We start from the raw sequence: 23577 nt of genomic DNA, 5'->3' as shown, positions 1-23577 counted from the left end.
ACCACCGGCCCCCGCCTCAGTCGGTCACGCCCTCCTGGCGGGCGCAGGCCGCCACGGCCTCGGCGACCGCAGTGGCCACCCGGCGGTCCAGCGGGCTGGGCACCACGTAGTCGGGGCGGATGTCGTCGCCGACCACGTCGGCGATCGCGGTGGCCGCGGCCAGCTTCATCGCCTCGGTGATCGCGGTGGCACCGGCGTCGATCGCCCCGCGGAACACCCCCGGGAAGGCCAGCACGTTGTTGATCTGGTTCGGCAGATCGCTGCGGCCGGTGGCGACGACGGCGGCGTACCGCGACGCCATCTGGGGGTCGACCTCGGGCGTGGGGTTGGCCAGCGAGAAGACGATGCACCGCTCCGCCATCGAGGCGATCGCCGACTCGGGGACGCTGCCGCCGGACAGCCCGATGTAGACGTCGGCGCCGTCCAGCGCCCCGACCATGCTGCCGGCCAGCCCGGCCCGGTTGGTGTGCTCGGCGATCCATCGCTTGACCTCGGTGAGGTCGTCCCGACCGGTGTGCAGGACGCCGCGGGAGTCGGCCACGGCCAGGTCGCCGACTCCGGCCTCCAGCAGCATCTTCGCGGCGGCGACCCCGGCCGCTCCGGCCCCGGCGATGACAACCCGCAGGTCACCCAGCGTCCGGCCGGTGACCCGGGCGGCGTTGCGGAGCGCCGCGAGCACGACGATCGCCGTCCCGTGCTGGTCGTCGTGCATGACCGGGATGTCCAGCCGCTCGCGCAGCCGGGCCTCGATGTCGAAGCAGCGCGGGGCGCTGATGTCCTCGAGGTTGATGCCCCCGAAGGACGGCGCCAGGGCGGCCACGATCTCGACGATCAGGTCGGGGTCCTTCGTGTCCAGCACGATCGGGACGGCGTCGAGGCCGGCGAACTCGCTGAACAGGCAGGCCTTGCCCTCCATGACCGGGAGGGAGGCGGCCGGCCCGATGTCGCCGAGGCCGAGCACCGCCGTCCCGTCGGACACGACGGCGATCACGCGCGGCGCCCAGGTGAAGCGCTTGGCCAGCGCCGGCTCGGCGGCGATGGCGCTGGACACCCGGGCGACGCCGGGGGTGTAGGTCAGCGAGAGGTCCTCGATCGAGGCGATCGGCCTCGTGCCGCGCACGCTGAGCTTGCCCCCCTCGTGCACCGCGAAGGCGGGGTCGTCGGCGAAACGATCGGGGGTGTCACTCGGCCCGGATTCCATGGGTGCGCAGGATAGAGCAGCCGCTGACCGGCTGCGGGGCTGGGACCGTTCGGATCAGTCGAGCCGCGGGCCCGCCGGCAGTCGGCCGGGCCGTGGCCACAGCCGCCCGACCACGCGCCCCACGACGATCGCCGCACCGAAGGCCCGGCTGTCGTCGGCGACCAGCGCGTTGTCACCCTGCACCCAGTGCCCGCCGGACGTGGCGCGCTGCACCCGCTTGACCACCAGCAGGTCGGGCCGGCCCGGGAAGCGGGCGAGCACCACGTCGCCGGAGATCACCGGGTCGGCGGGCCCCAGGCGCCGCACCAGCAGCCGGTCGCCGTGCCGCACGGTGGGTGACATCGACGGACCGGAGACCCGGGCCAGCACCCAGCGGGTCGGCAGCCCGGGCAGGTCGCCCGGGCCGCGGCTGCTCGACGTGTTCTCGCTGATCACCGCGGGTAGGGTCCCAGAAGATCCATCCCCACGAACCCGGAGGCACACCCATGCGTCTGTTCCGCATGTTCTCCGCCGTGGAGGCCACCGCACACTGCGACCTCCCCTGCGGCGTCTACGACCCGGCTCAGGCCCGCATCGAGGCCGAGAGCGTCAAGGGCATCCAGGAGAAGTACCAGGCCAACGACGACCCGGTCTTCCGGACCCGCGCCATCCTGATCAAGGAGCAGCGGGCCGACCTGGTCAAGCACCACCTGTGGGTGCTGTGGACCGACTACTTCAAGCCCCCGCACTTCGAGAAGTACCCGCAGCTGCACGAGTTGTTCAACAAGGCGACCAAGCAGGCCGGCGCCGCCGGCGGCAAGGGCAGCATGGACCCGGCCGAGGGTCAGAAGCTGCTCGACTACATCGCCGAGATCGACAAGATCTTCTGGGAGACGAAGGCCGCCGCCTGAGCTCCCGCGTTCCACCGGCGCTGCCGGGCCGTCCCTCGGGGCGGCCCGGCAGCGCCGTCGTTTGTCGTCCCGGTCCTCGGCGCGATCGCGTGGCGCCTAGGGTCCGTCCCATGCGCGGCTCGGAGGATCACGTGATCGACGTCGGCGCACTGCTGGAGAAGGTGGAGACGGCGGCACCGATCGACGCCGTGGAGGCCGTGGCGGCCGCACTGGGCGAGATGGTGGACGCGCGGGCGGTGACCCTGCTCGTCGCACCCAGCAGCCGGACGTGCAGGCCCTCGACGACGGAGCCCGGATGATCGTCCCGGTCACCGACCGGGGCGACGCCATCGGGGTGATCGAGCTCCTGCTCCCCCGCTTCCCCTCCGACAAGGAGGTCGCCGACGTCCGTAGCGCCGCGCACGCGCTGGCGTACGTCGTCATCGCCGCCCGCCGGCACACCGACGTGTTCGAGTGGGGCCAGCGCTCCACGCCCTTCGCGCTGGCGGCGGAGATCCAACGCCGGCTGCTGCCCGCGTCCTACACGTGCGAGGCGGGCCAGTTCACCCTCGCCGGCTGGCTGGAACCGGCCAGCTCCGTCGGCGGGGACACCTTCGACTACACCCTCGACCGGGATTCGCTCCAGCTGTCGATCACCGACGCCGTCGGCCACCAGGTGCCGGCGGCCCTCCTCGCCACCCTGCTCGTGGGCAGCCTGCGCAACGGTCGCCGGAAAGGCCTGGACCTCGCCGAGCAGGCCCGGTACGCCAACGACTCCCTGGCCGAGAACTCCGCTCCGGGCCAGTTCGTCACCGGTCAGCTCATGCGGGTCGACCTGCACACCGGCATCGCGCAGATCGTCAACGCCGGGCACGTCCTGCCGCTCCGGCTGCGCGCCGGCCGGGTGGAGGAGATCGACCTCCGTGTCGAGGCGCCGTTCGGTGTCCTTCCCGGCAAGTCCTTCGACGTACAGCCCTTCCCACTGGAACCGGGCGACCGGATCGTCTTCCTCACCGACGGCATGCAGGAGCGCAACGCGGTCGACCTCGACGTCGCCACGGCGCTGGCTGACTCCGCGGACCTGCACCCGCGAGAGGTCGTCCACGCCCTCGGCGCCGCCGTGCTGCACGAGACGGGAGGCGACCTCCGCGACGATGCCACGATGATCTGCCTCGACTGGTACGGCGGGCCGCCGCGCGGGCGCACCACCGAGCAGGGGGCCGATCCGGACCTCGCCTCGGCGCCCGCCTGAGCCGGACGACCGGACGGCATCGGGACAGCGGCCGGTACCCTCGGCACGCGATGCACATCGACCGGGCCGGGTGGCCCTTCCTCGTCGTCCCCTTGGGCTCGGCCGCCGCGTTCGCCGGCCTCGGCCGGGCAACCGGCCGGCGCTGGATACGCGCGATCGCCTGGCCGTGGCTGGCGCTGTCGGCCTACATGGCCGTCTTCTTCCGCGACCCCGACCGTCGTTGCGACCGGGAGCCACCCCCGGCCCAGGACGTCGTGGCGCCCGCCGACGGGGTGGTGATGGTGGCCGGGGAGCCCCAGCCCGGCGTCGCGCCCGAGGGCGACTGGCAGCAGGTGAGCATCTTCCTGTCGGTGGTCGACGTGCACGTCAACCGTTCCCCGTACCGGGGGCGCGTCACCGCGACCAGCTACCGGCCGGGCAGCTTCCTGGCCGCGTACCGCAAGGAGAGCGCGCACCGCAACGAGCGCAGCGAGATCTGGTTGCAGGACGGCGACCGCACCGTGGTGTTCCGGCAGATCGTCGGAGTGCTGGCACGACGGATCGTGACCCGGGTGCACCCCGGTGACCAGCTGGCGACAGGACAGCGGATGGGCCTGATGAAGTTCGGCTCGCGGATGGACGTCTTCGTCCCGCGTAGTTGTACCGTTCCGGTCGCCGTGGGGCAGCGGGTGCGGGGCGGCGAGACCGTGATCGCCCGCTGGTCCGGTCCCAGCTGAGGAGGGCAGCCCGCTGATGCGGCCGACGCGGCGCACGACCACCGTGGAGTTCGTCCGGGGATCGGTGCGGGGTGGCCGGCGGCGCGCGCGCTCGTGGCTGCCCAGCCTGTTCACGCTGGCGAACATGATGTGCGGTTTCGGCGCGATCCTGGTCGCCTTCCGTGGCTCGTACGGCCTGGCGTGTGTCCTGATCGGCCTGTCGGTCATCTTCGACATCGCCGACGGCGCGGTGGCCCGGCTGGTGGGCGCGGTGTCGCCCTTCGGGCTGCAGTTCGACTCCCTCGCCGACCTGGTGTCCTTCGGGCTGGCCCCGGCGTTGCTGGCCTTCGCCCTGTTCTCCGACGGCCGCGACGAGCTGGACGCGCTGGGGTGGATCACCTGCTTCGTGTGGGTGGCGTGCGCGGCGATCCGGCTGGCCCGGTTCAACACAACCATCGACCCGACGGCGGACAAGCGGTACTTCACCGGGCTGCCCAGTCCCGGCGCGGCGGGCGTGGTGCTGGCCAGCGTGTTCGCCTTCGCCGACCAGATGGAGGGCCGCGACCGGCTCTGGGTGCTGCTGGTGGTCGTCGTCCCCGGGGTGCTGATGGTCACCAACGTGCGCTACCGGTCGTTCCGGTCGCTGGTGAGTCCGAAGAGCGGCAAGCCCTACGGCCTCGTCGCCGCCGCGGTGCTGGTCGCCGTCGGGCTGGCAACCGTGCCGGTCGTGACCGCGTGCGTGCTGGCCTACGGCTACCTGCTGTCGCCGGTGCTGGTGCCCGTGCTGTCGCCGCTGGCGCGCCTGGTGCCGCCCCGGGTCCGGGAGGTCCTCTCGTGACCGTCCGGCCCGTCCGCCCCGACGACGTCCCGGCGGTGGTGGACATGGTCCGGGAGCTGGCCGTCCACGAGCTCACCGACGACGCCCTCCCCCGCTTCGCTGCCGACCGGCGATGATCCCGACCGGCGATGATCCCGACCGACAGGAGACGCGTGACCACCGAGCGCGGCGAGTCCGAGTGCTGGCTGACCGACATGGACGGCGTCCTGGTGCACGAGGGGCTGGCCCTGCCGGGGGCCGCGGAGTTCCTGCAGCGACTGGTCGACCGGCAGCGCCGGTTCCTGGTGCTGACCAACAACTCGATCTTCACCCCGCGGGACCTGTCCGCCCGGCTGTCGCGCAGCGGCCTGCAGGTGCCGGAGGAGTTCATCTGGACCTCGGCGATGGCGACGGCCGACTTCCTGGCCTCCCAGCTGCCGGGGGGCTCGGCGCACGTCGTCGGGGAGGCCGGGCTCACCACCGCCCTGCACGAGGTCGGGTACACCCTCACCGACACCGATCCGGACTACGTGGTGCTGGGTGAGACCCGGACGTACAGCTTCGAGAGCATCACCCGGGCGATCCGGCTGGTGGACCGCGGCGCCCGGTTCATCGCGACGAACCCCGACGTCACCGGCCCCTCTCCCGAAGGACCGTTGCCGGCGACCGGCGCGGTGGCGGCGATGATCACCAAGGCGACCGGAGCCGAGCCGTACTTCGTGGGCAAGCCCAACCCGATGATGTTCCGCAGCGCCCTCAACCGGATCGACGGCCACTCCGAGTCCACGACCATGGTGGGCGATCGGATGGACACCGACATCGTCGCCGGCATCGAGGCCGGCCTGGACACGGTGCTGGTGCTCACCGGCTCCACGAAGGCCTCCGACGTGACGCGTTTCCCCTTCCGCCCGGGCCGCATCTGCGACTCGATCGCGGACGTCATCGACTCCGTCTGAACGGCCCCGTCGCGGGGAGGACGGGGCCGTCAGCGGTTGAAGAACGCCAGCCGCGCCTCGGGCGTGAGCAGCAGGTAGATCTCGGCGGCCACCAGGGCCAGCACCGGGACGCCGATCAGCGGCAGGCCGGCCTGGAAGGCCAGCGTGTACCCGAGCAGGCCCAGCAGGATCTGCAGCGCCACCACCGGGGCCCGCGCCCAGGCCGACAGCCGCCACAGGCCCACGGCAGCGGCGCCGAGCAGCCCGGCGCCGAGGCTGACGTAGACGACCTCGGCCAGCGCGCGCCCGACGCTGTCCGGATCGCTGGTCACGGTGAGCCAGAGCAGCAGCAGGGCGACGCCGGCGAGCGCGGCGGCCTCCACGGCGACGACCAGCGCGGCCCGGCGCACCGCGCCCGGCACCTCGGCCCGCGGCCGCTGCGGGCGCGGGCCGGCGACCGCGGCACCGCCGAGCAGGCCCTCGGCCCGCAGACGTGTCCGGCGCTCCCGGGGTGCCCCGTCCTCCTGCCCTGTCACGGCGCCGAGGTTACGCCGCGCCCGTGCGGCCGGGCCGTCGCGCGAGGCGCCCGACGGCGCTGGCTATGTTGGGCGCCATGCGTGCGCTGCTGGTGGCGAACCCCGCGGCGACCACCACCACCCGCAAGGTCCGCGACGTCCTCGTCCGCGCGCTGGCCAGCGAGCTCGAGGTCGACGTCGCGGAGACCCAGCACCGGGGGCACGCGCGTGAACTCGCCGCGCAGGCAACCGTCGAGGGCATCGACGTCGTCGTCACCCTGGGTGGCGACGGCACCGTGAACGAGGCCGCCAACGGGCTGCTCAGCGGCGGCCCCGGCGCACAGGTACCGACGCTCGCCGTCGTCCCCGGCGGCTCCACCAACGTCTTCGCCCGCGCCCTGGGCCGCTCCCGCGACCCGGTCGAGGCCACCGGCGAGATCCTCGACTCGCTGCGCGCCGGTCGCACGCGTCTGGTCTCGCTGGGCACGGCGTCCGCCGAGACCGACGGGAGCTGGACCGAGCCCCGGTGGTTCGTCTTCGCCGCCGGCTTCGGCTTCGACGCCGACGTCATCTCCCGGGTGGAGACGCAACGCGCCCGCGGACGGCGGTCGACCGGTGCGCTGTACGTCCGGGCGGGGGTGGACGCCTTCGTCCTCGGCCGCGACCGTCGCCGTCCGCCGCTGACGCTGACCGTGCCCGGGGAGCCCCCCGTCGACGGGCTCTTCCTCGCGCTCGTCTCCAACGTCAGCCCGTGGAGCTACCTGGGCGCGCGGCCGATCAACCCGAACCCCGATGCGTCGTTCGACGGCGGGCTGGACCTGTTCGCGATGGGCCGGGTCGGGGTGGTGCGGATGCTCCACCACGTGCGCCAGACGATGGCGGCCCGGCCCGACGCGCGTGGGCGTGGGGTGCACCGCTGGCACGACCTGCCGGAGCTGGAACTGACCGCGTCCCGGGCCCAGGGATGGCAACTGGACGGCGACCACCTGGGCACCGCGGCCGGGCTGCGGGTGCGGTCCGTGCCAGACGCGCTGCGCGTCGTGGTGTGAGTTCTCACAGGACGCGATCCCGCTGGGTGATGGCCGGACGGCGCGCCCGCGGGTAGACGACGAGTGGCGGCCCCCCTGCACCCGTGGTGAGCTTGCTCTCACGAGGGCTGACGAAGCTGCTGATCTGCTTGACAGTGCGTCGTCTCGTGAAAGCATCACAAGCAAGCAACCTGCCGGTAACAAGGCGGGCGGTCGCCGTTCACGGCGCTGGACTTCCAGTGGCTGGCCTGCGCGAACGGTCTCGACCGGCGACCGACCATGTAGACGACACCAAGGAGCACACGGCCATGGACTGGCGCCACCGCGCCCTCTGCCGCGACGAGGACCCCGAGCTCTTCTTCCCGATCGGGACGACGGGCCCCGCGGTCGTGCAGATCGAGCAGGCCAAGGCCGTGTGCCGGCGCTGCCCGGTCATGCAGTCGTGCCTCGAGTGGGCCCTGACCTCCGGCCAGGACTCCGGCGTCTGGGGTGGGCTCTCCGAGGACGAGCGCCGCGCCCTCAAGCGCCGGACCGCACGCACCCGCGTCCGCACCGCGTAAGCCACCACAGCCCGAGGTAGGGACCTCCGCCCCCCGGCCCCCTCCGCAGGGGCCCGCCGCGAGCTCGCGAGCGGTGGGGGGCGGAGGGGTCCTTCCCTCACCGACGCGGGCGGCCGGCGCCGGGCAGCACGAGCACCGCCTCGGTTCCCGGCCCCCCGCCCTGCGGTGGGCCCATGACCAGGGACCCGTGCAGTTCACTGGTGACCAGGGTCCGCACGATCTGCAGGCCCAGCCCGGTGCTCGCCGCCGGATCGAAGTCCGCCGGCAGTCCCCTCCCGTCGTCCCGCACCCGGACGACGAGGTCGTCGCCGTTCCGTTCGGCGGCCAGCTCGATCGTGCCCGGTTCACCGCCCTCGAAGGCGTGGCCGGCGGCGTTCTGCAGCAGCTCGGTCACCGCCATCACCAGCGGCGTCGCCGCGGCGGCCGGCAGTTCCCCGAACCTGCCGAGCCGGCGGATCCGTGCCGCGGGCCCCACCGAGGCGACGTCGCCCAGCATCGGCACCACCTGGTCCAGCACGTCGTCGACGGCGACCACGTCCTCCCGGCTGCCGGCCAGCGTCTCGTGCACCACCGCGATCGATGCCACCCGGCGCACCGATTCCTCCAGCGCGGCCCGTGCGGCCGGCTCGGTCATCCGGCGGGCCTGCAGGCGCAGGAGGGCCGCGACCGTCTGCAGGTTGTTCTTCACCCGGTGGTGGATCTCCCGGATGGTGGCGTCCTTGGTCATCAGCGCCCGGTCCCGGCGGCGGACGTCGGTCACGTCGCGCACCAGCACCAGCGCGCCCGCCTCCCCGCCCGGCGCCTGCAGCGGCAGGGCCCGCACCAGCATGGTCGCGGCATCGTTCTCGACGTCCATCGGCTCGGGGAACCGGCCGGACACCGCCGCGCCGATGCTGGCCGCCACGGCCTCACCGGCCACCCGGTCCGCCGATGCCCGACGGGTCACCGCGGCGAGGTCGGCCCCCACCACGTCGCCGGTGAGTCCCATCCGGCGGTAGGCCGACAGCGCGTTGGGGCTGGCGTAGGTGGCCTGGCCGCGGGCGTCCAGCCGGACCAGGCCGTCACCCACCCGGGGGCTCATCTCGGCGTCCTCCAGCATGCGGGGCGGGAAGGTACCGGCGGCGACCATCAGCGAGAGGTCCGCAGCGATGTCGAGGTAGGTCAGCTCCAGCGTGGACGGGGAGCGGGTGGCAGCCAGGTTGGTGTCCTTGGCCAGCACGGCGACCACCACCCCGTCGTGCCGCACCGGGAGGACCTCGCGACGGCGTGGGCTGGGGCCCGCCCCGCCCGGGTCGCCGTCGACAACCGGCCGCTCCTCGCTGTGCGCCCGCACCAGCGGTTCGGCCGCCGCACCGGTGGCCTCCGAGCCGACCAAGTCCTCCGGCTGGCTGGTCGGCGCGGTCAGCGGCCGCACCTGCGCCACGCACCACCAGGCGCCCGACTGCAGCGGCACCCACAGCGTCAGGTCGGCGAAGGACAGGTCGGCGAGCAGCTGCCAGTCGGCGACCAGCCGGCGGGCGTGGTCGACCTGCGAGGGGCTCGCCGACCCGCGGGTGAGACGTTCGGAGAGGCTGCTCATCGTGCGGCCGAGCCTAGTTGAAGGACCTCGCTGCCCCCGCCCCTCGCACGCTCGGGGCGGGACCCTGCAGCGAGGCCGAAGGACGCTAGGACGGGACGACGGTGGCGATGAGGTCGCCTTCCTGGAGAACCTCGCCCTCCACCACGTGCAGCTCGCCGATGGTGCCGGCACGCTCGGTCAGCACCGGGATCTCCATCTTCATCGACTCGAGGATGACCAGCGTGTCCCCGGCCGCCACCTCGGTCCCCGGCGTCACCAGGACCTTCCACACGCTGGAGACCATCTCGGCGTGGATCTCCTCGACCGCCACCGGCGCGCCTCCCTGACCCGTTCCCCGACGACCGCCGGGTGCGACGGTCCGGGCACATGTAAGCACGCGCGGCGGGGCGGCGGGACGCGACGGCTCAGGTGTGGTCGGGACCGCCGGGGACCAGCGCGCCGGCGATCCGGTGCAGGGTCGCGCAGATCTCGGGGCCGTCGTGCGGCACGCCCGTCTCGGGCAGGCCGGTCAGCACGTCGGCCGCCGCCCGCGCTGCCGTGGCGGCATCCGGCCCGGCGGCGCTGACGGTGGCCAGCAGCGCGTCGTACCAGCCGTCCAGCCGGTCACCCGGGTCGTACCCGCGCACCGCGACGAGCGGGGCCGTCGGGCGGCCCGGAACGTCGGGCAGCTCGCCGGTCACCCGGCCGGCGGTGCCGGCCGGCAACGTGGACCGCAGCTGGACGGCGACCGCGGACCAGGGCCCGGCGGCCGGGGTGCTGCGCGGATGGCGCCCGGTGGCGCTGGCCAGCGCCAGCTCCACGGCGTCCACGCCGTGGGCCCGCTCGAGCACCGCCATGTCCAGCGAGAAGCCGGCCGCCACCTCGGCCAGTTCGCCGTCCGGGTCGATGCCCACGGTCACCAGGCCCCGCCAGCCGAGGTCGGGCAGTCGCTGGGCGGCCGGCGGCAGCGGGCCCAGCCCGGTCGTCGGCGTCCAGGAGACCTGCGTCGTGCCGCCGGCGCGGTCGCGCAGCACGGGGGTGACATGGTGCAGCCCGTCGTCGTCGACCCAGGCGAGGAAGCCGCGCTCGCTGGCGGGCTCGACGCCATCACCGCCGAGCCGTTCGAGCACCTCGGCGTCCGGGCCGATCCAGGTGAGGCCGGCAGCCATGACGGCATCGGCCAGGGCGGCGTAGCCGGCCAGGGCCGGGGGCACGGGCAGGACCGCGTCGACCCGGGAGCGGCGCGCCGCCTCGACCAGCCGGTTGACGGCGAGGTACGACTCGGCCGCCGGGGCGGGCCCCAGCAGCACGGACTCGTCGGCCAGCCGCATGTGCCGGGCACCGCGCTCGACCTCGGAGAAGACCGCGACGGTCTTGACACCCAGCCGGCGGCAGGCCTGGACGACCGCACAGGCCATCGGGCCCCGCCCGGCCACCAGCACGCTCTCGACCGTCGCCTGCACCACCGCGTCTCCCCCAGTGTCCCGCCGGCGCCCCGCTGCGCCGCCCGCCAGCGTCCCCAGGCCCCGGCGGGCCGCACCGACGCGGTTCACCGTCCCGGGCCGTGAGACCCTGTCGAGGTCAGCTTGACCGGTCCGCGGGCGTCCTGCACCACCGGGTCACCCGACCGGGTCGGCGACGGTCAGCCGGCCCCGCGGCCGGGAGGAACACGACGAGAGGAGGGCAGCGATGTCCAAGCGTGGACGCAAGCGGCGCGCCCGCAAGAAGAGCGGCGCGAACCACGGCAAGCGCCCGAACGCTTAGCCAGGTGCCCCCGGCCCCCCGCAGGGCCCCGCCGCGAGCTTGCGAGCGGGTGGGGGGCAGGGGGTCCTGCTAGGGGCGCTCGCCCTGATCGGTCGTGATCGTCTCGACGGTGGTCCGCTCGACCCACACCTGGGTGCCGTCCTCCTCGAAGGAGACGCTGGTCAGCTGCAGCTTGATCCGGTCGCGCAGCCCCACCGGGGTGGGGTCGCCGCCGCACCGCCGGCGCACCAGCGCCTTGAACTCCTGCTCGATCCCGAACTGCCGCAGGCACGGCGAGCAGTCCTCGAGGTGCTCGGCGATCACCGCGCGGCGGGCGTCGTCGGTCTCCCGGTCGAGGAACTCGAACACGTGCGAGAGGACGTCGTCGCACGAGGCGATCTCGACGCCGTGGTCGCCGGACGCCTCGCTGCTGCCGGAACCGGCGTGCTGGTCGGTGCTCACGACCGGGTCGCCTCCTCCGCAGCTCCGGCGCGGACGAAACCGCGCTCGCGGGCATAGTCGGCCAGCAGCTTCTGCAGGCCCCGTCGGCCGCGGTGCAGCCGGGACATCACCGTGCCGATGGGCGTGCCCATGATCTCGGCGATCTCCTTGTAGGCGAAGCCCTCGACGTCGGCGAGGTAGACCGCCAGCCGGAAGTCCTCCGGCAGCTGCTGCAGGGCGTCCTTGATGTCGGAGTCCGGCAGGTGGTCCAGCGCCTCGATCTCCGCCGAGCGCAGCCCGCTGGAGGTGTGCTGCTCGGCGGCGAACAACTGCCAGTCCTGCACCTGGTCGGTGGGGTACTGCTGCGGCTGCCGCTGCTTCTTGCGGTAGCTGTTGATGTAGGTGTTCGTCAGGATCCGGTACAGCCAGGCCTTGAGGTTGGTGCCCTCGGCGAACTGGTGGAACGCGGAGTAGGCCTTGACGAAGGTCTCCTGGACCAGGTCCTCGGCGTCGGCGGGGTTGCGGGTCATCCGCAGCGCCGCCGGGTACAGCTGGTCGAGGTAGGGCAGCGCGTCGCGTTCGAAGCGGGCATCCCGCTCGGCCCGGGTCTCGGCCACCTCCGAGCGGCTGCCGTCCGCGCGGGCTTCGGGGGTCTCCTCGGGCGACGGCGTCGCTGCAGCGGCCGTCTCCTCGGCGGGATCGACCGCAGGCTGCTCGGGCACCGACCGTCCTCTCTGCGGCACCCGGGACCGGGCGACCACGTCGGTCGATCCTAGCGGGGTGCGGTCAGGTCGGCCGGGGGGACGGCGGGACGGGGCGGAGCCGCGCGCGGTACGCGTCGGTGCACCCTGGGCTGTGCTGCTCACGGACGGTCCAACCAGGGCGGGGCGGAGTGGATTCCCCGGTTCGTCCCACTGTCGTGCGGAACGCCTGGTTAGGCTGCGGCGTCGTGGCGGCGACCCCGGCGGTGCGGACCCTGGAGCGGGCCGGAGTCGCCTTCTCGCTGCACCAGTACGACCCGGCCGCGGTCGGGTCCGGCGCGCACGGTCACGGCGAGGTGGCGGTCCTCGCGCTCGGTGCAGACGCCGCGCGGGTGTTCAAGACGCTGGTCGCCCGGGTCGACGGGACGCTGACCGTCGCGATCGTGCCGGTGAGCGGCCGGCTCGACCTCAAGGCACTCGCCGCCGCGGCCGGCGGGCGGAAGGCGGCCATGGCCGAGCCCGAGGACGCGGAACGGGCCACCGGTTACGTGCGCGGGGGGATCAGCCCGCTGGGGCAGCGCACGGCACTGCCGACCGTCGTCGACGACAGCGCGCTGGGGTTCGGCACGGTCCTGGTCAGCGCCGGACGGCGGGGGCTGCAGGTGGAGCTGGACCCGGCCGACCTGGTCCGGCTGACCCGCGCCCGCACCGCGGCGATCACCCGTTGAGACCCGCGCCGGATTCTCAGCCCGCCGTGCCGGCGTAGGGCGTGAGCAACTGGTCGACCGGAGCGAAGTCGTCGGTGAGCACCGCGGCGTCGCCGACGAACGCATCGAGCTCGGCGCCTCCGGCCACCTGCCAGGCCAACCCCCGGTCGGCCATCGCCGCGGCGATCCCCTCGACGGGGAGCGGCTGCTGGGAGGCGACGGCGACGACGTTCCCGCCGTCCTCCCCTGCCAGCACCGGCGCCCGGGCGAGCAGCAGCACGTGGTCGAAGACCTCCCGCATCGTGGCGAGCTCCGCCCGGACGAAGCCCAGCGGCGGGTGGTCGATCAGGTTCACGGCGTAGATCCCGTCGGCGGCCAGGGCGTCGTCGACCAGGGTGAGCGCCTCCACGGTGGTCAGCTGCCACGGCACCGAGAGCCCGCCGAATGCATCGCCCACCACCAGGTCCCGTTCCCCCGCCGGCTCGTCGGACAACCCGACCCGCGCGTCGCCCACCTGGACGGTCAGGTCGGGGGACGTCTCCAGGCCCAGCTGTTCCTCGTCGATCGCGACCACGCCCGGGTCGACCTCGAGGACGCGGCTGGTGGTGCCGGGCCTGACCTCGGCCAGGTAGCGCGGCAGGGTGAGGCCACCGCCGCCGATGTGCAGGGCGGACAGCGACTCCCCCGCCGGGGCCATCGCGTCGGCGACCGAGGCGATCGCCTGGACGTAGGAGAACTCGAGGTGCCGGGGGTCGGCGAGGTCGACGTAGGAGTGCCGCAGCGTGTCGAGCACCAGCACCCGGCCCGTGGCCCGGTCCGGGTCGACCTCCACCCGGGCGCAGTGGTAGGCGGTCTCCTGCTCGCAGGGGGTAGGGGCGACCGCAGCGCCCACCGGGGCGATCAGGGCCAGCAGCAGCAGCCCGGCCGGCACCCGGCCGGCCGCACCCGGCGCCCGACGGCGCAGCAGCACGGCCAGGACCAGCCCGGCCAGCACGACGAGCAGCCCGGTGCCGACCAGGATCACGCTGCTGGGCAGGATGGCGACCAGCAGGAAGCCCGTGGCGAACGTCGCCACGATGCCTCCGATCGTGCCGATGCCCGACAGTCGGCCGACGACCGAACCGGTCCGGGCCAGGCTGCCCAGCTGCAGCGCCACGACCATCGGCGGGACGGCGGAGAGCAACGCGGCCGGGACGACGACGGCGACCGCGGCCAGCAGCAGCACGTTCCCGGCGGCGGCGCCGGTGAGCAGCTCCCCGGCGAACCGGACCAGCGGCAGCACCGCCACCACCAGGGCCCCGCCGGCGACCAGCAGCGGTGCGATCAGCCGCCGCGGGTCGGTGCGGTCGGCGGCGGCGCCCCCGGCCCAGGCGCCGATCGCGATCGCGGCCAGCGCGAACCCGATGATCGCGGTGCTGGTCTGCAGCGTGACGCCGACGTAGGGGGCGATCAGCCGCAGGCCGACGACCTCCATCACGAGCACCGCCCCGGACGACAGGAAGGTCACGCCCGCGGCGATCCAGTCGGGCAGCGCCCGGGCAGAGACCTGGATGTGCTCCGGGTCGGTCGACGCGGTGGTCGGGTGCGGGTCCAGCGGGCTCACCTCGGGGATCGGGGGCGGTCAGAACAGGGCGGGCTGGTCGGCGGGCGCGCTGACCGACTCGGCGCGCGCGGTGAGCTGCGGCCCGTTGTTCGCCACGTTGCCCACCGCCGACCCGACGGGCCGGATCTCCAGCCGCTCCACGTACTCCGGCGGGGTCGGCCCGGCCACCGCGGCGACGTCGTCCAGGGCCGGGTCCAGCCAGTCGGCCCACCGGTCCGGCGGCAGCACCAGCGGCATCCGCGGGTGCACCTCGGCCAGCGCCCCCACGGCGGGTGCGGTGACCACGGTGCAGGTGTAGAGCCGCTCCTCGCCCCGCCCCCACACCTCCCACAGGCCGGCGAGCGCCAGGCCGGCGCCGTCCTCCGGGGTGACGAAGTACGGCTGCTTCCCCGGGCCGTCGTGCCGCGGCGCCCACTCGTACCAGCCATCGGCCGGGACCAGGCAGCGCCGGCCGGCCGCCGCCGTCCGGAACGCCGGTTTCTCGGCCAGGGACTCGACCCTGGCGTTGAGCATCCGGTTGCCGACCGAGGGGTCCTTGGCCCAGGAGGGCACCAGACCCCACCGGACGACCCGTAGCTCCCGGTGCCCGCCGCCGGTCGGTCGGCCCTCCGCGTCGCGTTCCCGGGCGTGCCGGACGACGTAGACGTCCTTCGTCGGGGCGACGTTGTGGTCGGCGGGCAGCGGCGGCTGCCCTTCGGCGGGCACCGCCTCGAACTCGACCGCCAGGTCCTCCGGCCGGCGGCTGGCCGCGTAGCGCCCGCACATGGTGTCTCCTCCCGGGTGGGCTCTGCGGCGAGCGTAGGTGCGACCACCGACAGCCGTCCGCCCCCCGTGGGGCGTGCTGTCAGCGGCAGGGGGTAGGACCGGACGACAGACTGTTCCGCGCGACGGAGGACACGACGACGTGACGACCACCCAGGCCCCCGCACCCGACCACCCCAAGACCGCCAGCGACGCCGGAGACCGGCCGTACGCGACGGTCAACCCCTACACCGGGAAGACCGAGCAGGAGTTCCCGTTCCTGGCCGGCGACGAGATCGACGGCGTCATCGAAACGGCGCACGCGGCATTCCTCGACTGGCGGCGACGCACCCCGACCGAACGCGCGGCCGTGGTGAAGAAGGCAGCAGCGCTCATGCGCGAGCGGCAGGGCGACCTGGCCGCGCTGATCACCCGCGAGATGGGCAAGCGGATCCAGGAGGCCGCCGGCGAGGTCCAGCTGGCGGCCAGCATCCTCGACTACTACGCCGACAACGGCCCGCGGTTCCTCGAGACCAGGCCGATCGACGTGCTGAAGGGCGAGGCCGTCGTCGTGAACGAGCCGACCGGCGTGCTGCTGGCCATCGAGCCGTGGAACTACCCGCTCTACCAGGTGGTCCGGGTGGCCGGCCCGAACCTGGTGCTGGGCAACACCATCCTGCTCAAGCACGCCGAGCTGAACCCGCAGTGCGCCCTGGCGCTGGAGCAGCTGTTCCGGGACGCCGGCGCCCCCGAGGGCGTCTACACCAACGTGTTCCTGCGGATCGCCGACGTCGAGCAGGTGATCGCGCACCGGCACGTCGAGGGCGTGACCCTGACCGGCAGCGAGCGGGCCGGCCGCAGCGTGGCCCAGCTGGCGGGCAAGCACCTGAAGAAGTCGGTGCTGGAGCTCGGCGGCAGCGACCCGTTCATCGTGCTGGACGCCCCCGACCTGGGCCGGACGGTCAAGGCCGCGACCATGGCGCGGATGGCCAACACCGGCCAGGCCTGCATCGCCGCCAAGCGGATCATCGTGCTGGACGAGGTCTACGACGAGGTCGTCGCCGGGCTGCAGCAGGCGTTCTCCTCGTTCACCCCCGGTGACCCGGCCGACCCCGCGACCACGCTCGGTCCGGTCTCCTCCGAGCGCGCCGCGCAGGACCTCGCCGACCAGGTCCAGGACGCCGTCGACAAGGGCGCCACCGTGCTCGCCGGCGGCGGTCGCCCTGACCACGAGGGCGCCTTCGTCCACGCCACGCTGCTCGCCGACGTCACCCCGGAGATGCGCGCCTACCGCGAGGAGCTGTTCGGCCCCGCGGCGGTCGTCTACCGGGTCGCGGACGCCGACGAGGCGGTGGCGCTCGCCAACGACAGCGATTTCGGCCTGTCCGCCGCGGTCTACGGCAGCGACCCCGGGCGCACCCGGGCGGTGGCCGACCGGCTGGAGTCCGGGATGGTCTGGATCAACCAGCCCTCGGGCTCCTCGGCCGAGCTGCCCTTCGGCGGTGTGAAGCGGTCCGGCTACGGCCGCGAGCTCTCGGAGCTGGGCATGTTCGAGTTCGCGAACCGGCGGCTGGTGCGCACGATGCCGGCCACGAGACAGGCTGCGCCCGCCCAGCACGTCGGCGGCTGACCCGGTGCTCCGGTCGCTGCCCCGCGGCGCTCCGAGCTGCCATCCTCTGCGGCCATGAGGTTCTCCACGACGGTCGAACTGGGCGGGAAGACCGCCACCGGCATGGCGGTGCCCGCCGACGTCGTCACCTCGCTGGGCGCCGGCAGGAAGCCCGCCGTGCGGGTCACCGTGAACGGGCACACCTACCGCAGCTCCATCGCGACCATGGGCGGCCGCTTCCTGATCCCGCTGAGCGCCGAGCACCGGACCGCCGCCGGGGTCGCCGCGGGTGACACCGTCGAGGTCGACGTGGAGCTGGACACCGAGCCGCGCTCGGTGGAGGTGCCCGCCGACCTGGCCGAGGCCCTGCGCGCCGACCCGGAGGCACGGCGCCGCTTCGACGCCCTGTCCTACAGCCTGCAGCGGCGGCACGTGCTCGCCGTCGAGGGCGCCAGGACGGACGCGACCCGGCAGCGCCGGGTCGCCGGCGTCGTCGCCGCGCTGACCGACAGGTGAGCGAGCTCGTGGATGAGCACCGCAGCCGCTCGGGCAGGATGTCGGCTGTGACCGAGGTGTGGACGACGCCGTACGCCACCGCGCCGGTGGACGCGGTCGTCCCCCTGCCCGGGTCCAAGTCGATCACCGCCCGGGCGCTGGTGCTCGCCGCGCTGGCCGCCGGGCCGAGCCGGCTGGTCCGGCCGCTGCGGGCCCGGGACACCGAGCTGATGGCCGCCGGGCTGCGGGCGCTCGGCGTCGGGATCGCCGAGGACGGCGACGACTGGCTGGTCACCCCCGGGGAGCTGCGCGGACCGGCCGTCATCGACGCCGGCCTGGCCGGCACGGTGCTGCGTTTCCTGCCACCGGTCGCCGCGCTGGCCACCGGGGAGGTACGCCTCGACGGCGACGCGCGCCTGTACGAGCGCCCCAACGCCGGGCTGATCGACGGCCTGCGCGGGCTCGGCGCGACGATCGAGGACGGTGGCCGCGGCCGGGCGCCGTTCACCGTGCACGGCACCGGGGCGGTCCGCGGCGGCCCGGTGACCGTGGACGCCAGCGAGTCCAGCCAGGTGGTGTCGGGGCTGCTGCTGGCCGCGGCCCGCTTCGATGCCGGCATCGACCTGGCGGTGGTCGGCAGCGTGCCGTCGCTGCCGCACGTGGAGATGACGGTCCGGGCGCTCGCCGAGCACGGCGTCCTGGTCGTCCGGACCGACCGCGGGTGGCGGGTCTCCCCCGGCACGATCGACGCGCTGGACCGGGTCGTGGAGCCCGACCTCTCCAACGCCGCCCCCTTCCTCGCCGCCGCCCTGGTCACCGGCGGCCGGGTCACGGTGCCCGACTGGCCGGCCGACACGACCCAGCCCGGCGCCCGGCTCGACCGGTTCCTGGGTGCCATGGGCGCCGACGTCGTCCACACCTCCGACGGGCTGCAGGTGACCGGCTCCGGAACGATCGCGCCGCTGGTAGCCGATCTCGGCGACGTTGGCGAGCTCACCCCGGTGCTGGCCGCGCTGTGCGCATTCGCCGACGGGGAGTCCCGGCTGACCGGCATCGCGCACCTGCGCGGGCACGAGACCGACCGGCTGCAGGCCCTCGACGAGGTGCTCGGCGCCGTCGGCGCCGGCGTGCAGCAGCTGCCCGACGGCCTGGTCATCACCCCCGGGCCGCGCCGGGCTGCCCGGCTGGGCTCCTACGCCGACCACCGGATGGTGATGGCCGGCGCGGTGCTGGGCCTGGGCTGCCCCGGCGTGGAGATCACCGACCACAGCACCGTCGCCAAGACGCTGCCGGACTTCACCGCGCGGTGGGCCGGGATGCTGGGCACCGCGGCGGGAGGGCGCCGGTGAGCCGCCGCATGGACAGCAGGTCGGACGAGGACGACGTCCGCGTCCGGGCCACCCGGCACGGCTCCCGGCCGCGCACCCGGCAGCGCCCCGCGCACGAGGAGGCCGTGCCGGGGGTCGTCATGGCGGTCGACCGCGGGCGGATGACCGTGCGGGTCGAGGGGCCCGACGGGGCGCCGGTCGCGGTCACCGCGATGCGCGCCCGGGAACTGGGCAAGCACGGCGTGGTGGTCGGCGACGACGTGCGGCTGGTCGGCGACGTGACCGGCCAGGTCGACGCGCTGGCCCGGATCGTCACCATCGCCGATCGGCGGACGACGCTGCGCCGCTCGGCCGACGACACCGACCCCACCGAGCGGGTGGTGGTGGCCAACGCCGAGCAGTTGGTGGTGGTCAGCGCGGTGCGCGACCCCGAACCGAGCGAGGGCTTCCTGGACCGCTGCCTGGTCGCCGCCTACGCCGGGGGGCTGAGCCCGGTCCTGTTGTTCACCAAGGGCGACCTGGGCAGCCCCGACCACCTGCTGCGCCGCTACGCCGGGCTGGACGTCGACGCCGTCGTCGTCTCCCGGGACACCCCGGTCGACGACGTCGCCGCCCGGCTGGCCGGGCGCACCAGCGTGCTGATCGGGCACTCCGGGGTCGGCAAGTCGACACTGGTCAACCGTCTGGTGCCCGACGCCTTCCGGGCGACCGGCGACGTCAGCAAGATCGGCAAGGGCCGGCACACGTCGTCCTCGGCGGTGATGCTCGACCTCCCCGGCGGCGGGCAGATCATCGACACCCCGGGCATCCGCTCCTTCGGCCTCGCGCACGTCACCGCCGACGACGTGCTGGCCGCCTCCCCGGACATGGCCGAGGCGGCGCTGGACTGCCCGCCGGGCTGCGGACACCGCGCGGCCGACCCGGAGTGCGCGCTCGATGCCTGGGCCGCTGCGGGCCCATCCGAGCGCGTCCAGCGGCTCACCGGCTTCCGGGTGCTGCTGGACGCCGTCGGCCAGTGAACGGACCCCGCTGCCCCCCACGGCTCGCAGGCTCGCCGCGGGCCCCGGCCGAGGGGCCGGAGCCCGGAGGGGTCCGCTACACCTCGACCGGGCCACCGCTGCGCCAGTAGACGCCGGCCTCCCGGGTGAGGAGCTCCTCGTCGACCAGGTACCGGCGCAGGGCGGCGACGTCGGGGTACCAGGCCCGCAGCAGTGCGTTGACCTCACGCTCCGGGTACCGCACGCCGGGCTCGAAGACGCGCACGAGGTGGTCGAGCACCACCCGCCGCTTGGTCTGCTGCACCGGAACCGACACCAGCCGGCCGTTGCGCAGGAACGCCTGCAGCACGGCGTCCTCGGCCGGGTCCTCGGAGAGCGGTGCAGGCGGCGGGGCGAACTCGGCGGCGGCCCGCGCGGCCTGCCCGAAGCGCTCGGTGAGCAGCGCCAGCGCGTGCCCGTCCCGGCGCACCAGCCCGGCCCGGGACAACCGGCGCGCGGAGAGGGCGACGTCCTTCAGCGGGAGACCGGCGGCCGCGGCGACCTCCTCGATCGTGCCGGCGCCCAGCGCCAACGCGGCGACCACCTTCAACCGCACCGGATCGGCCAGCAGGCCGACGATCGTCGCCGCTGCCCGGTCCGCCCCCGGTTCTGCTCCCACCACCCCCCGACGGTATCCGCGCTTCGCTGCCTAGGGAGCGGGGTACCCGGGGGCCCATGGTGAGCCCGATCGACATCCAGAAGGCCCTCGGCGGCATCGACTACCCGGCTGCCAAGGAGGACATCGTCAAGCACGCCGAGTCCCATGGCGGTGACGCCGAGGTCATCAAGGCGTTGAAGGGCATCGATGACCGCGAGTACGAGGGGCCCAGCGGGGTGAGCGCCGCGGTGTTCGACTGAAGAAGGACCCCTCTGCAGGGCCCCGCGCCTCGCAAGCTCGGCGCGGGGCCCTGCAGAGGGGCCGATGCGTCAGGGACCAGTAGGTTCGGCACCCATGACGGCCGGGCAGCGGGGATACAACGAGGACATGCACCTGGCGCACGTGCTGGCCGACCAGGCTGACTCGATCAGCCTCGACCGGTTCCGGGCGCAGGATCTCCAGGTGGACACCAAGCCCGACCTGACGCCGGTCACCGACGCCGACCGGGCGGTGGAGGAGCAGGTACGCCGGACGCTGTCCCGCGCACGCACCCGCGATGCGGTGCTCGGCGAGGAGTTCGGCACCTCCGGCCGGGGCGACCGCCGCTGGGTCATCGACCCGATCGACGGCACGAAGAACTTCGTCCGCGGGGTGCCGGTCTGGGCGACGCTGATCGCCCTGATGGACGGCGACGTGCCGGTGGTCGGCCTGGTCTCGGCCCCGGCGCTCAACCGGCGCTGGTGGGCGGCGTCCGGGGTGGGGGCGTGGACCGGCCGCCGGCTGGAGAACGCCACCCGGTGCACCGTCTCGCAGGTCGGCCGGCTGGGTGATGCCAGCCTGTCGTACTCCAGCCTGTCCGGCTGGGAGGAACGGGGCCTGCTCGACGGGTTCCTGGACCTGGCCCGGTCGGTGTGGCGCACCCGCGCCTACGGCGACTTCTGGAGCTACATGATGGTCGCCGAGGGAGCCGTGGACATCGCCTGCGAGCCCGAGGTCTCGCTGTGGGACCTCGCCGCGCTCGACGTGATCGTCCGGGAGGCCGGTGGGGTGTTCAGCGACCTGTCCGGGGCGCCGGGACCGGCCGGTGGCAGCGCGGTGGCGTCCAACGGCGTGCTGCACTCCGACGTGCTGACGGCGCTCGCCCCGCAGGGACGAGCGCCGTCAGCATGAGCGGGCGGGCCGATCGGGGTCAGCGCACCGGCCCGGTGCCCCCCGTGCCGCCGCGGCCGCCCTGCACCCGGCGCCGCACCTCGTCGATCTTGGCCCTCGTCTTGGGGTCGTTGGCCACCTGCTGGGCCTTGTCCGTCGCCTGACGGATCATCTGCTTGCCCTTGGGGCTGTTGGCGAACTGAGCCACCTTGCTGAACAGCGATGCCATGACGAGCCCGCCTCCTTCCGACGTGCAGGGCCCGAGCGGGCCCCGTCCGAGTGGTCAACGCCGGCAGGCCCGCGGCCGTTCCGCGCACCGATCACGACCGGGACACCGGCGTCCAGCAGCCGCCGTCCCGACCGTCCCGAGCCGGGGAACCGTGGGCAGCCCGGCCCGGCCGGGCCCTCACCCGCCGGGGAAGAACCCGCCCGGCCGGCCGTTGCGGTCGGCGAGCAGCCCGGCCAGCGTGGACACCGCGATCTCCGCGGGCGTGCGGGAGCCGACGTCCAGCCCGATCGGGCGGTGCACCCGGGCGACTTCCGCGGCCGGGACGCCCAGTGCGGCGAGCGCCGCGACGTGGGGCCCCTCGTGCCGCGGGTTGCCCATGACCCCGAGCCATCGCACCGGGCGGGTGAGCGCGTCGCGCAGCAGCGCGCCGAGCTCGTCGCGGTGGTGGTCGGTGACGACGACGTCGGCGGCCGGCCCGGCCAGCTCCTCGGCCAGGTCCGCGATCGCGGCCACCCGGACGACGCCGCCGGGCAGCCCGGGGGGCGCCGGCCGGCCGGTGTCCGGCTCCACCAGCACCGGGTGCCAGCCCAGGTCGGCTCCGGTCCGCAGCAGCGCGCCGGCCACCGGAGAGGCGAAGACGGCGACCAGCACCCGGTCCGGAACCGCCCCCGCCGGTACGTGCCCGTGCGCGACGCCGCAGGCGGGGTCGGTCATAACGGGGCCGGGCTGTCGCCGTAGCCGTACGAGGCGTCGGCGTACCGGCCGCCCCGGGCCACGCCGGGCGGGGCGATCCCGCTGAGCCGCTCGAGGTCCTCGGCGGACAGCTGCACGGCGCCGGCGGCGACGTTCTCCGCCAGGTAGCTGCGCCGCTTGGTGCCCGGGATCGGGACGACGTCGTCCCCCTGCGCCAGCACCCAGGCCAGCGCGAGCTGCCCCGGGGTGACGCCCCGCTCGGTGGCCATCGCCCGGACGGCCTCGACCAGCCGCAGGTTCGCCGTGAACGCCTCCCCGGTGAAGCGCGGCTGGGTGCGGCGCCAGTCGTCCTCGGCGAAGTCGTCGGGGCTGGTGATCGCGCCGGTCAGGAACCCGCGGCCCAGCGGGCTGAACGGCACGATGCCGATCCCGTGCTCGCGGGCCACCGCCAGGACGCTGCCCGCCCCCGCCCCGCCGTCCCCGGCCGACTCCAGGTCACGGGTCCACAGCGACCACTCGCTCTGCAGCGCGGCGATCGGGTGCACGGCGACGGCCCGGCGGACCGAGTCGGCACTGGCCTCCGACAGCCCCAGGTACCGGACCGTGCCGGCCCGGACCAGCTCCGCCATGGCACCGACGGTGTCCTCGATCGGCACCGTGGGGTCGACCCGGTGCTGGTAGTAGAGGTCGATGACGTCGACGCCCAGCCGGCGCAGGCTGGCCTCGGCACACCTCCGCACGTTCTCCGGCCGGCCGTCGACGCTCATCCCGCCGCGGTCGTCGTGCCGCAGGGAGAACTTGGTGGCCAGCTGGACCTCCCCGCGCCGGCCGGCGATCGCCTCCCCGACCAGCTCCTCGTTGTGCCCGTCGCCGTACACGTCGGAGGTGTCGAGGAAGGTGACCCCCAGGTCGAGCGCACGGCGCACCGTGGCCAGCGACTCGGCCCGGTCGGCGCTGCCGTACATCTGGCTCATCCCCATGCAGCCCAGGCCCAGGGCGGAGACCTCCAGGCCGCCGATGGTGCGCCGGGACACGGGCGGGGGCGGCTGCGTCATGCCCGCATCCTGTCCCCG

General features: G+C 74.5%; 30 protein-coding genes. 16 read left to right on the top strand and 14 right to left on the bottom strand.

All coding sequences use genetic code 11. The annotated features are described in order from the left end of the window. Nucleotides 1-16 precede the first annotated feature (16 nt). Together ACYVG5_RS16135 and ACYVG5_RS16130 are read right to left on the bottom strand one after the other, a co-directional pair. Nucleotides 17-1201 carry an NAD(P)-dependent malic enzyme gene (locus tag ACYVG5_RS16135; protein WP_222049116.1) on the bottom strand — a complete coding sequence of 395 codons (1185 nt, stop codon included), beginning with the start codon at nt 1199-1201 and terminating at the stop codon, nt 17-19. 54 nt (nt 1202-1255) lie between these two features. Further along, a complete protein-coding gene (locus ACYVG5_RS16130) occupies nt 1256-1636 on the bottom strand; it encodes a S26 family signal peptidase (protein WP_460683340.1) in 381 nt (126 codons plus the stop codon). A gap of 50 nt (nt 1637-1686) precedes the next feature. Here ACYVG5_RS16130 and sodN point away from each other — a divergent pair, with 50 nt between their 5' ends. The 6 genes from sodN to ACYVG5_RS16100 all read left to right on the top strand — a co-directional run bounded on the left by sodN (nt 1687) and on the right by ACYVG5_RS16100 (nt 5790). Further along, a complete protein-coding gene (gene sodN / locus ACYVG5_RS16125; RefSeq protein WP_222049114.1) occupies nt 1687-2091 on the top strand; it encodes a superoxide dismutase, Ni in 405 nt (134 codons plus the stop codon). 110 nt (nt 2092-2201) lie between these two features. Next, nucleotides 2202-2390 (top strand): hypothetical protein, encoded by a 189-nt coding sequence (locus tag ACYVG5_RS16120; protein ID WP_246630452.1) that lies wholly within the window; start codon nt 2202-2204, stop codon nt 2388-2390. Then, nucleotides 2360-3322, top strand: a complete 963-nt coding sequence (locus ACYVG5_RS16115; RefSeq protein ID WP_460683339.1) for a PP2C family protein-serine/threonine phosphatase — start codon at nt 2360-2362, stop codon at nt 3320-3322. The genes ACYVG5_RS16120 and ACYVG5_RS16115 overlap by 31 nt, the downstream gene beginning before the upstream one ends. Before the next feature lie 50 nt (nt 3323-3372). Further along, nucleotides 3373-4038 carry a phosphatidylserine decarboxylase gene (locus ACYVG5_RS16110; RefSeq protein WP_222049113.1) on the top strand — a complete coding sequence of 222 codons (666 nt, stop codon included), beginning with the start codon at nt 3373-3375 and terminating at the stop codon, nt 4036-4038. A gap of 16 nt (nt 4039-4054) precedes the next feature. Then, nucleotides 4055-4855 (top strand): CDP-diacylglycerol--serine O-phosphatidyltransferase, encoded by an 801-nt coding sequence (gene pssA / locus ACYVG5_RS16105; RefSeq protein ID WP_222049112.1) that lies wholly within the window; start codon nt 4055-4057, stop codon nt 4853-4855. A gap of 152 nt (nt 4856-5007) precedes the next feature. After that, nucleotides 5008-5790, top strand: coding sequence for an HAD-IIA family hydrolase (locus ACYVG5_RS16100; RefSeq protein ID WP_460683338.1), 783 nt, complete (start codon nt 5008-5010; stop codon nt 5788-5790). A 29-nt stretch (nt 5791-5819) separates the two neighbouring features. Here ACYVG5_RS16100 and ACYVG5_RS16095 read toward each other — a convergent pair whose 3' ends face one another. Next, complete coding sequence (locus tag ACYVG5_RS16095) at nt 5820-6305, bottom strand: hypothetical protein (protein ID WP_460683337.1); 486 nt, start codon at nt 6303-6305, stop codon at nt 5820-5822. 77 nt (nt 6306-6382) lie between these two features. Between ACYVG5_RS16095 and ACYVG5_RS16090 the strand changes: the two genes are divergently transcribed. Further along, entirely contained in the window at nt 6383-7333 is a 951-nt protein-coding gene (locus ACYVG5_RS16090) for a diacylglycerol/lipid kinase family protein (protein WP_222049110.1), read from the top strand. Between the two features lie 287 nt (nt 7334-7620). Beyond that, the gene (locus ACYVG5_RS16085) at nt 7621-7872 is read left to right on the top strand and encodes a WhiB family transcriptional regulator (protein WP_222049109.1); all 252 of its coding nucleotides are present in this window, start codon (nt 7621-7623) and stop codon (nt 7870-7872) included. Between the two features lie 97 nt (nt 7873-7969). On the opposite strand, the gene ACYVG5_RS16080 is transcribed toward ACYVG5_RS16085, so the two are convergent. The 3 genes from ACYVG5_RS16080 to ACYVG5_RS16070 all read right to left on the bottom strand — a co-directional run bounded on the left by ACYVG5_RS16080 (nt 7970) and on the right by ACYVG5_RS16070 (nt 10896). Then, nucleotides 7970-9451: a sensor histidine kinase gene (locus ACYVG5_RS16080; protein WP_222049108.1), complete on the bottom strand. Its 1482-nt coding sequence runs from the start codon at nt 9449-9451 to the stop codon at nt 7970-7972. Nucleotides 9452-9536: 85 nt separating this feature from the next. After that, a complete protein-coding gene (locus ACYVG5_RS16075; protein WP_222049107.1) occupies nt 9537-9761 on the bottom strand; it encodes a biotin/lipoyl-binding carrier protein in 225 nt (74 codons plus the stop codon). Nucleotides 9762-9855: 94 nt separating this feature from the next. Further along, a complete protein-coding gene (locus ACYVG5_RS16070) occupies nt 9856-10896 on the bottom strand; it encodes a biotin carboxylase N-terminal domain-containing protein (protein ID WP_222049186.1) in 1041 nt (346 codons plus the stop codon). 223 nt (nt 10897-11119) lie between these two features. Between ACYVG5_RS16070 and ACYVG5_RS16065 the strand changes: the two genes are divergently transcribed. Beyond that, nucleotides 11120-11194: a 50S ribosomal protein bL37 gene (locus tag ACYVG5_RS16065; RefSeq protein WP_014742531.1), complete on the top strand. Its 75-nt coding sequence runs from the start codon at nt 11120-11122 to the stop codon at nt 11192-11194. A gap of 69 nt (nt 11195-11263) precedes the next feature. On the opposite strand, the gene rsrA is transcribed toward ACYVG5_RS16065, so the two are convergent. Next, a complete protein-coding gene (gene rsrA / locus ACYVG5_RS16060) occupies nt 11264-11635 on the bottom strand; it encodes a mycothiol system anti-sigma-R factor (RefSeq protein ID WP_222049106.1) in 372 nt (123 codons plus the stop codon). Continuing rightward, complete coding sequence (locus tag ACYVG5_RS16055) at nt 11632-12336, bottom strand: sigma-70 family RNA polymerase sigma factor (protein WP_460683336.1); 705 nt, start codon at nt 12334-12336, stop codon at nt 11632-11634. Before ACYVG5_RS16055 ends, rsrA begins: the two co-directional genes overlap by 4 nt. Before the next feature lie 227 nt (nt 12337-12563). Between ACYVG5_RS16055 and ybaK the strand changes: the two genes are divergently transcribed. Beyond that, nucleotides 12564-13043 carry a Cys-tRNA(Pro) deacylase gene (gene ybaK / locus ACYVG5_RS16050; RefSeq protein ID WP_222049105.1) on the top strand — a complete coding sequence of 160 codons (480 nt, stop codon included), beginning with the start codon at nt 12564-12566 and terminating at the stop codon, nt 13041-13043. A 16-nt stretch (nt 13044-13059) separates the two neighbouring features. Here the strand turns inward: ybaK and ACYVG5_RS16045 are convergent, their stop codons facing one another. Beyond that, on the bottom strand, nt 13060-14625 hold the full coding sequence (locus ACYVG5_RS16045; protein ID WP_460683335.1) for a fused MFS/spermidine synthase: 1566 nt from the start codon (nt 14623-14625) through the stop codon (nt 13060-13062). 18 nt (nt 14626-14643) lie between these two features. Then, nucleotides 14644-15390, bottom strand: coding sequence for an SOS response-associated peptidase (locus ACYVG5_RS16040; protein ID WP_222049104.1), 747 nt, complete (start codon nt 15388-15390; stop codon nt 14644-14646). Between the two features lie 139 nt (nt 15391-15529). Here ACYVG5_RS16040 and ACYVG5_RS16035 point away from each other — a divergent pair, with 139 nt between their 5' ends. The 4 genes from ACYVG5_RS16035 to rsgA are packed head-to-tail and all read left to right on the top strand — an operon-like array spanning nt 15530 to nt 19817. Beyond that, nucleotides 15530-16996 carry an NAD-dependent succinate-semialdehyde dehydrogenase gene (locus ACYVG5_RS16035; protein WP_222049103.1) on the top strand — a complete coding sequence of 489 codons (1467 nt, stop codon included), beginning with the start codon at nt 15530-15532 and terminating at the stop codon, nt 16994-16996. A 54-nt stretch (nt 16997-17050) separates the two neighbouring features. Next, nucleotides 17051-17491, top strand: a complete 441-nt coding sequence (locus ACYVG5_RS16030) for a YdeI/OmpD-associated family protein (protein WP_222049102.1) — start codon at nt 17051-17053, stop codon at nt 17489-17491. A gap of 38 nt (nt 17492-17529) precedes the next feature. After that, nucleotides 17530-18819 carry a 3-phosphoshikimate 1-carboxyvinyltransferase gene (aroA, locus tag ACYVG5_RS16025; RefSeq protein ID WP_222049183.1) on the top strand — a complete coding sequence of 430 codons (1290 nt, stop codon included), beginning with the start codon at nt 17530-17532 and terminating at the stop codon, nt 18817-18819. An 8-nt stretch (nt 18820-18827) separates the two neighbouring features. After that, nucleotides 18828-19817 carry a ribosome small subunit-dependent GTPase A gene (gene rsgA, locus ACYVG5_RS16020; protein ID WP_222049182.1) on the top strand — a complete coding sequence of 330 codons (990 nt, stop codon included), beginning with the start codon at nt 18828-18830 and terminating at the stop codon, nt 19815-19817. 76 nt (nt 19818-19893) lie between these two features. Here rsgA and ACYVG5_RS16015 read toward each other — a convergent pair whose 3' ends face one another. Further along, nucleotides 19894-20457, bottom strand: coding sequence for a DUF2087 domain-containing protein (locus tag ACYVG5_RS16015; protein WP_460683334.1), 564 nt, complete (start codon nt 20455-20457; stop codon nt 19894-19896). A 53-nt stretch (nt 20458-20510) separates the two neighbouring features. On the opposite strand from ACYVG5_RS16015, the gene ACYVG5_RS16010 reads away from it, so the two are divergent. Then, entirely contained in the window at nt 20511-20693 is a 183-nt protein-coding gene (locus ACYVG5_RS16010) for a DUF2795 domain-containing protein (RefSeq protein WP_222049101.1), read from the top strand. A gap of 94 nt (nt 20694-20787) precedes the next feature. Continuing rightward, a complete protein-coding gene (gene hisN / locus ACYVG5_RS16005; RefSeq protein WP_222049100.1) occupies nt 20788-21603 on the top strand; it encodes a histidinol-phosphatase in 816 nt (271 codons plus the stop codon). Between the two features lie 19 nt (nt 21604-21622). On the opposite strand, the gene ACYVG5_RS16000 is transcribed toward hisN, so the two are convergent. From ACYVG5_RS16000 to ACYVG5_RS15990, 3 genes are all read right to left on the bottom strand, one after another. Then, nucleotides 21623-21811, bottom strand: a complete 189-nt coding sequence (locus ACYVG5_RS16000; protein ID WP_222049099.1) for a hypothetical protein — start codon at nt 21809-21811, stop codon at nt 21623-21625. A 177-nt stretch (nt 21812-21988) separates the two neighbouring features. Beyond that, complete coding sequence (locus ACYVG5_RS15995; RefSeq protein WP_222049098.1) at nt 21989-22525, bottom strand: XdhC family protein; 537 nt, start codon at nt 22523-22525, stop codon at nt 21989-21991. Next, on the bottom strand, nt 22522-23559 hold the full coding sequence (locus ACYVG5_RS15990) for an aldo/keto reductase (protein WP_222049097.1): 1038 nt from the start codon (nt 23557-23559) through the stop codon (nt 22522-22524). The genes ACYVG5_RS15995 and ACYVG5_RS15990 overlap by 4 nt, the downstream gene beginning before the upstream one ends. Nucleotides 23560-23577: the final 18 nt, after the last annotated feature.

Source organism: Modestobacter lapidis (assembly GCF_054780755.1).
The sequence above is the reverse complement of the archived record's forward strand: the minus strand, read 5'-3'. Positions and strand labels throughout refer to the sequence as shown.